The sequence below is a fragment of the Thioclava pacifica DSM 10166 genome (assembly GCF_000714535.1).
Lineage (GTDB): Bacteria > Pseudomonadota > Alphaproteobacteria > Rhodobacterales > Rhodobacteraceae > Thioclava > Thioclava pacifica.
This window is the reverse complement of record NZ_AUND01000018.1, coordinates 1-4,067: the sequence shown is the minus strand read 5'-3', so window position 1 is coordinate 4,067 and position 4,067 is coordinate 1. Positions and strand designations below refer to the sequence as shown.

Annotated in this window: 5 protein-coding genes; all 5 read left to right on the top strand. The window is 61.0% G+C overall.

What is annotated here, in order from left to right; all coding sequences use genetic code 11:
- Positions 1-300 precede the first annotated feature (300 nt).
- The 5 genes from TP2_RS09240 (at position 301) to pssA (ending at position 3,694) form a co-directional block, all read left to right on the top strand.
- Complete coding sequence (locus tag TP2_RS09240; protein WP_157617091.1) at positions 301-813, top strand: hypothetical protein; 513 nt, start codon at positions 301-303, stop codon at positions 811-813.
- 180 nt (positions 814-993) lie between these two features.
- Positions 994-1,455 carry a 50S ribosomal protein L13 gene (gene rplM / locus TP2_RS09235; RefSeq protein ID WP_038076501.1) on the top strand — a complete coding sequence of 154 codons (462 nt, stop codon included), beginning with the start codon at positions 994-996 and terminating at the stop codon, positions 1,453-1,455.
- A gap of 2 nt (positions 1,456-1,457) precedes the next feature.
- Complete coding sequence (rpsI, locus tag TP2_RS09230; protein ID WP_038076499.1) at positions 1,458-1,955, top strand: 30S ribosomal protein S9; 498 nt, start codon at positions 1,458-1,460, stop codon at positions 1,953-1,955.
- Between the two features lie 275 nt (positions 1,956-2,230).
- On the top strand, positions 2,231-2,929 hold the full coding sequence (locus TP2_RS09225) for a phosphatidylserine decarboxylase (RefSeq protein ID WP_038076496.1): 699 nt from the start codon (positions 2,231-2,233) through the stop codon (positions 2,927-2,929).
- 18 nt (positions 2,930-2,947) lie between these two features.
- Positions 2,948-3,694 carry a CDP-diacylglycerol--serine O-phosphatidyltransferase gene (pssA, locus tag TP2_RS09220; RefSeq protein WP_157617090.1) on the top strand — a complete coding sequence of 249 codons (747 nt, stop codon included), beginning with the start codon at positions 2,948-2,950 and terminating at the stop codon, positions 3,692-3,694.
- Positions 3,695-4,067 lie beyond the last annotated feature (373 nt).

Below are 4,067 nucleotides of genomic sequence, written 5' to 3'. Positions count from 1 at the left end.
TCGCGCAAAAGCCCGCATCAGAAGGTGCTGAAACTGGGTCGCGTGCTCGCCGTGGGCGAGGCGCTGATCTATTCGGAGGGAGATACGCGACCCGTGGCGCGTTCGAGCATGACCTATTCGATCCCTCCGAAATAAGCGTCGCTGCACTAGGCGATTGACTGCATCAAAGAGACTTCGGTCGGGCGCCGTCCTGCATCTAGGTCGTAATCCCTGCGCAGGGTTCGCGACAGGAGGATGTGTCCAGCCCGAGGGTTGATCGGTGTCATGGACAGTGCGCGCCGACGCTGGACAGATGATGCGATGGACCAGCAACGTGATACCGAATCCCTTTTGCCCGCACGTGACCGGTTTCTTCTCCTCATGATCTTGGTGGTCGGAGTCGTGCTCAGCACGATGATCGGTGTCGCGGGTAAGCTCTATCTCGATGCGAATGGGGTGCCGACCGTCGGATGGGGCAGGGGCGTGCAGTTGATGGTCCCGGTCGTGATCTGGGCCGAAGTGCCCTACCTTGTCTATTTCCTCGTCGCGCAAATTTTCATGCGCCGCGCCTTGCGCACGGATCGCGCGACCGTTCCACGCGTTCGCGTCGTGTTGCTTGGCGGATTGATCGGGCTTGCGGCCGTGGTGGGCTATACGTTGTTCGGGATGGTCACCTATGTGGGGCCGGGCGGTTTCGGAGAGATGGTGGCGATGATGCTGGCGCTCTCGATGTTCACTTTGCCCTGGCTGATCTTCAAGGCCGCGGTGGGGGCGGTGATCGGGGCGCTGCTGGGTGGGCTTCTTGCGCGTGTCTTGGCGGAGCGTCGGTCCTGATGAGGTTCAGAGCATAAATCTGCCGGGAAATGCGCGAAAATATTTGGGGTATTTTAATACCTATTTTTTAGACCTTTGTTTTTGTTTGGTAAATTACCACGCAACCCTCTTGAAAACGTATCCGGAATCGCGCAAAAGCCCGCATCAGAATTCGAAATCCCCCACAAGGGCAGATCACAGATGAAAACCTACACCGCAAAACCCGCGGAGATCGAAAAGAAATGGGTCATCATCGACGCTGAAGGCGTCGTGCTGGGCCGTCTCGCCTCGATCGTCGCAATGCGTCTGCGTGGCAAGCACAAGGCCACCTTCACGCCGCACATGGACATGGGCGACAACGTCATCGTTATCAACGCCGACAAGGTGCAGATGACCGGCAAGAAGCGTGACGACAAAACCTACTACTGGCACACCAACCACCCCGGCGGGATCAAGTCGCGCACCGCGCGTCAGGTCCTCGAGGGCGCGCATCCCGAGCGCGTGGTGATCAAGGCGGTCGAGCGTATGATCTCGCGCAACCGTCTGGGCCGTGCGCAGATGTCGAACCTGCGCGTCTACGCGGGCGCCGAGCATCCGCATGAAGCGCAACAGCCTGAAGTTCTCGACGTCAAGTCGATGAACAAGAAGAACACCCGGAGCTGATCATGGCCGACGATATCAAGACCCTCGACGATCTGAAATCGGTCGTGTCCGGTTCGGACGCTGTCGCGACCGAAACCGAAACCGCCGCTCCGCGCGAGCCCGTGCGCGACGCGCAAGGCCGTGCCTATGCCACCGGCAAGCGTAAAGACGCTGTCGCTCGCGTCTGGGTGAAGCCCGGCACCGGCAAGGTGGAAGTGAACGGCAAAGAGATGAACGCGTATTTCGCGCGTCCGGTGCTCCAGCTGATCGTGAACCAGCCCTTCGAAGTCGCCAATGTCGAAGGTCAGTTCGACGTTTACGCGACTGTCGCAGGCGGTGGCCTCTCGGGCCAGGCCGGTGCGGTGAAGCACGGTATCTCGAAAGCGTTGCAGCTTTACGATCCCAGCCTGCGTTCGGCTCTCAAGGCCGCTGGCTTCCTGACCCGCGACTCGCGCGTCGTCGAGCGTAAGAAATACGGTAAGGCGAAAGCCCGCCGTAGCTTCCAGTTCTCGAAGCGCTGATCCGATACGATCGAAACAACGAAACGCGGCTCCCTCGGGGGCCGCGTTTTGCTTTTGGGGCTCTGCCCCCGCCTCCTGCGGAGGCTCCCCCGAGATATTTGGATCAAGAAGAAGGGGCTTGTCTGTTCCCGATCCGAATACCCGGTGTGATCTGGGCGAGACGTACAGAGTGCGCCATCGTGATCAGCGACGCGGCGACAAAGCCGATGGCCTAGCATTTGCATTGTGCCCCCCATGCGCTAAGCACAATGGCAAATGAAATACATGAGGCCTCGATGTCCGTCTCCATGCTCTCCACTTTCGTCAAGCCGATGCATCCTGAGGGGCGCAAGTTCGTCGCCATCTTCGCGGGTATCACGCTGGTCCTGTTCCTGATCTGGCCACCGCTGGGCTGGATCGGGGTCGGGCTGACCGTCTGGTGCTATTACTTCTTCCGTGACCCGGAGCGGGTGACGCCGACGCGCGACGGGTTGATGGTGTCGCCGGCCGATGGGGTGGTTTCGCTTCTGGAGCCCGCCGTGCCGCCGGCCGAGCTGGGGCTGGGCGATCAGCCGATGGTGCGGATCTCGGTCTTCATGTCGGTCTTCAACTGCCATGTGAACCGGCTGCCTGCGGCGGGGCGGATTTCGAAAGTGGCTTACCGGCCCGGCAAGTTTCTCAATGCCTCGCTCGACAAGGCGAGCTCGGACAATGAGCGCAACGGCATGGCGGTGGTTCTGCCCGACGGGCGTCAATACGGTGTCGTCCAGATCGCGGGGCTCGTGGCACGCCGCATCCTGTGCTGGTCGAAGGAAGGCCAGAGCCTGATGACGGGCGAGCGCTTCGGCCTGATCCGTTTCGGCTCGCGTCTCGATATCTATCTGCCGGACGGTGTGGAGCCGCTGGTCTGTATCGGCCAGACGATGGTCGCGGGCGAGACGGTCCTTGCCGATCTCGATGGTACGGAACCGGCGCGCTCGGGCGGCGTTCGCTGAAGAGAGGGAGGGGCAGGGATGCAGCATCACGACCTCGAGCCGCATGAAAAGGACCGGATGCCGTTTCTGCAACTCGTGCCCAACCTGGTCACGATTGCCGGGATGGGGATCGGCCTGACCTCCATCCGCTTCGCGATGGATGACCGTTTTGAGCTGGCGGTGGCCTTGATCCTTCTCTCGGCGCTGATCGACGGAATGGACGGGCTGCTTGCACGCCGTCTCAAGGCAACGTCGGATTTTGGTGCCGAGCTCGACAGCCTGTCTGATTTCCTCTGTTTCGGCGTGGCCCCCGGATTGCTCCTCTATCGCTTTGCGCTGGGAGAGACCCATGCGTTCGGCTGGATCTTTGTCCTGGTCTATGTCGGCGCGGCGTGCCTGCGGCTTGCGCGCTTTAACGTGATGCGCTCGGAGCCCGACTCGATGCGTCATTTCACCGGGGTGCCGGCACCTGCGGGGGCGGGGCTCGCGCTTTTGCCGATGTTCGTGACTTTCGCGGAGCTCGGCGATGCGCGCGCGGTGCCGGTCGTGGTGGCGTTCTGGCTCGGGTTCGTCGGGATCCTGATGATTTCCAGGATCAAGACCTTCTCGCCCAAGGCGATGCGTATCCCACGCGGGGCCGTCGGCTTCCTGCTGATCGGAACGGTGATCGCCGTCGGGATGGTCTTCACGCGAATCTGGCTGCTGATGGTGATTCTGGCTGCGATCTACGTCGTGATGTTGATTCCGGCGATCTGGAAGGCACGAGGGCGGCTTTTGCGGGGGTGACTCGGGCCGCAAAGGGCGCTCGACTCGCGCAAAACCGGATAGCGACTCGCGAAAGACTATCCTGACCCTGGGGAAGGGGGAAAACGAACGGGGGCTCACGAGCCCCTGTTTTCATTTTCTGCCCCTATTTTGATCAAGGAAATAAGGGGCGGGCGAAAAAAGTGAGGGTTTCGAGAAAAAACCTCTTGCGGACCCCGGTCGGTATGCGTAGAAACCCCCTCACCGAAGCGGAACACACCGCAACGGGGCGCCGGAAGGGCCAGCGACGCTGACACGGAAGGCAACGAAAACTACTGAGGTTTGAGAGCGGGGCGCGCTTCAAGTAAGCGCTTCCGGTTCTTTTTGGCCTCACGCTCTTTGACATTGATGGATA

Excerpts from the sequence above, each read along its gene's own strand:
- TP2_RS09240 (WP_157617091.1), top strand. The coding sequence starts at position 301 with ATGGACCAGCAACGTGATACCGAATCCCTTTTGCCCGCACGTGACCGG.
- rplM (WP_038076501.1), top strand. The coding sequence starts at position 994 with ATGAAAACCTACACCGCAAAACCCGCGGAGATCGAAAAGAAATGGGTC.
- rpsI (WP_038076499.1), top strand. The coding sequence starts at position 1,458 with ATGGCCGACGATATCAAGACCCTCGACGATCTGAAATCGGTCGTGTCC.
- TP2_RS09225 (WP_038076496.1), top strand. The coding sequence starts at position 2,231 with ATGTCCGTCTCCATGCTCTCCACTTTCGTCAAGCCGATGCATCCTGAG.
- pssA (WP_157617090.1), top strand. The coding sequence starts at position 2,948 with ATGCAGCATCACGACCTCGAGCCGCATGAAAAGGACCGGATGCCGTTT.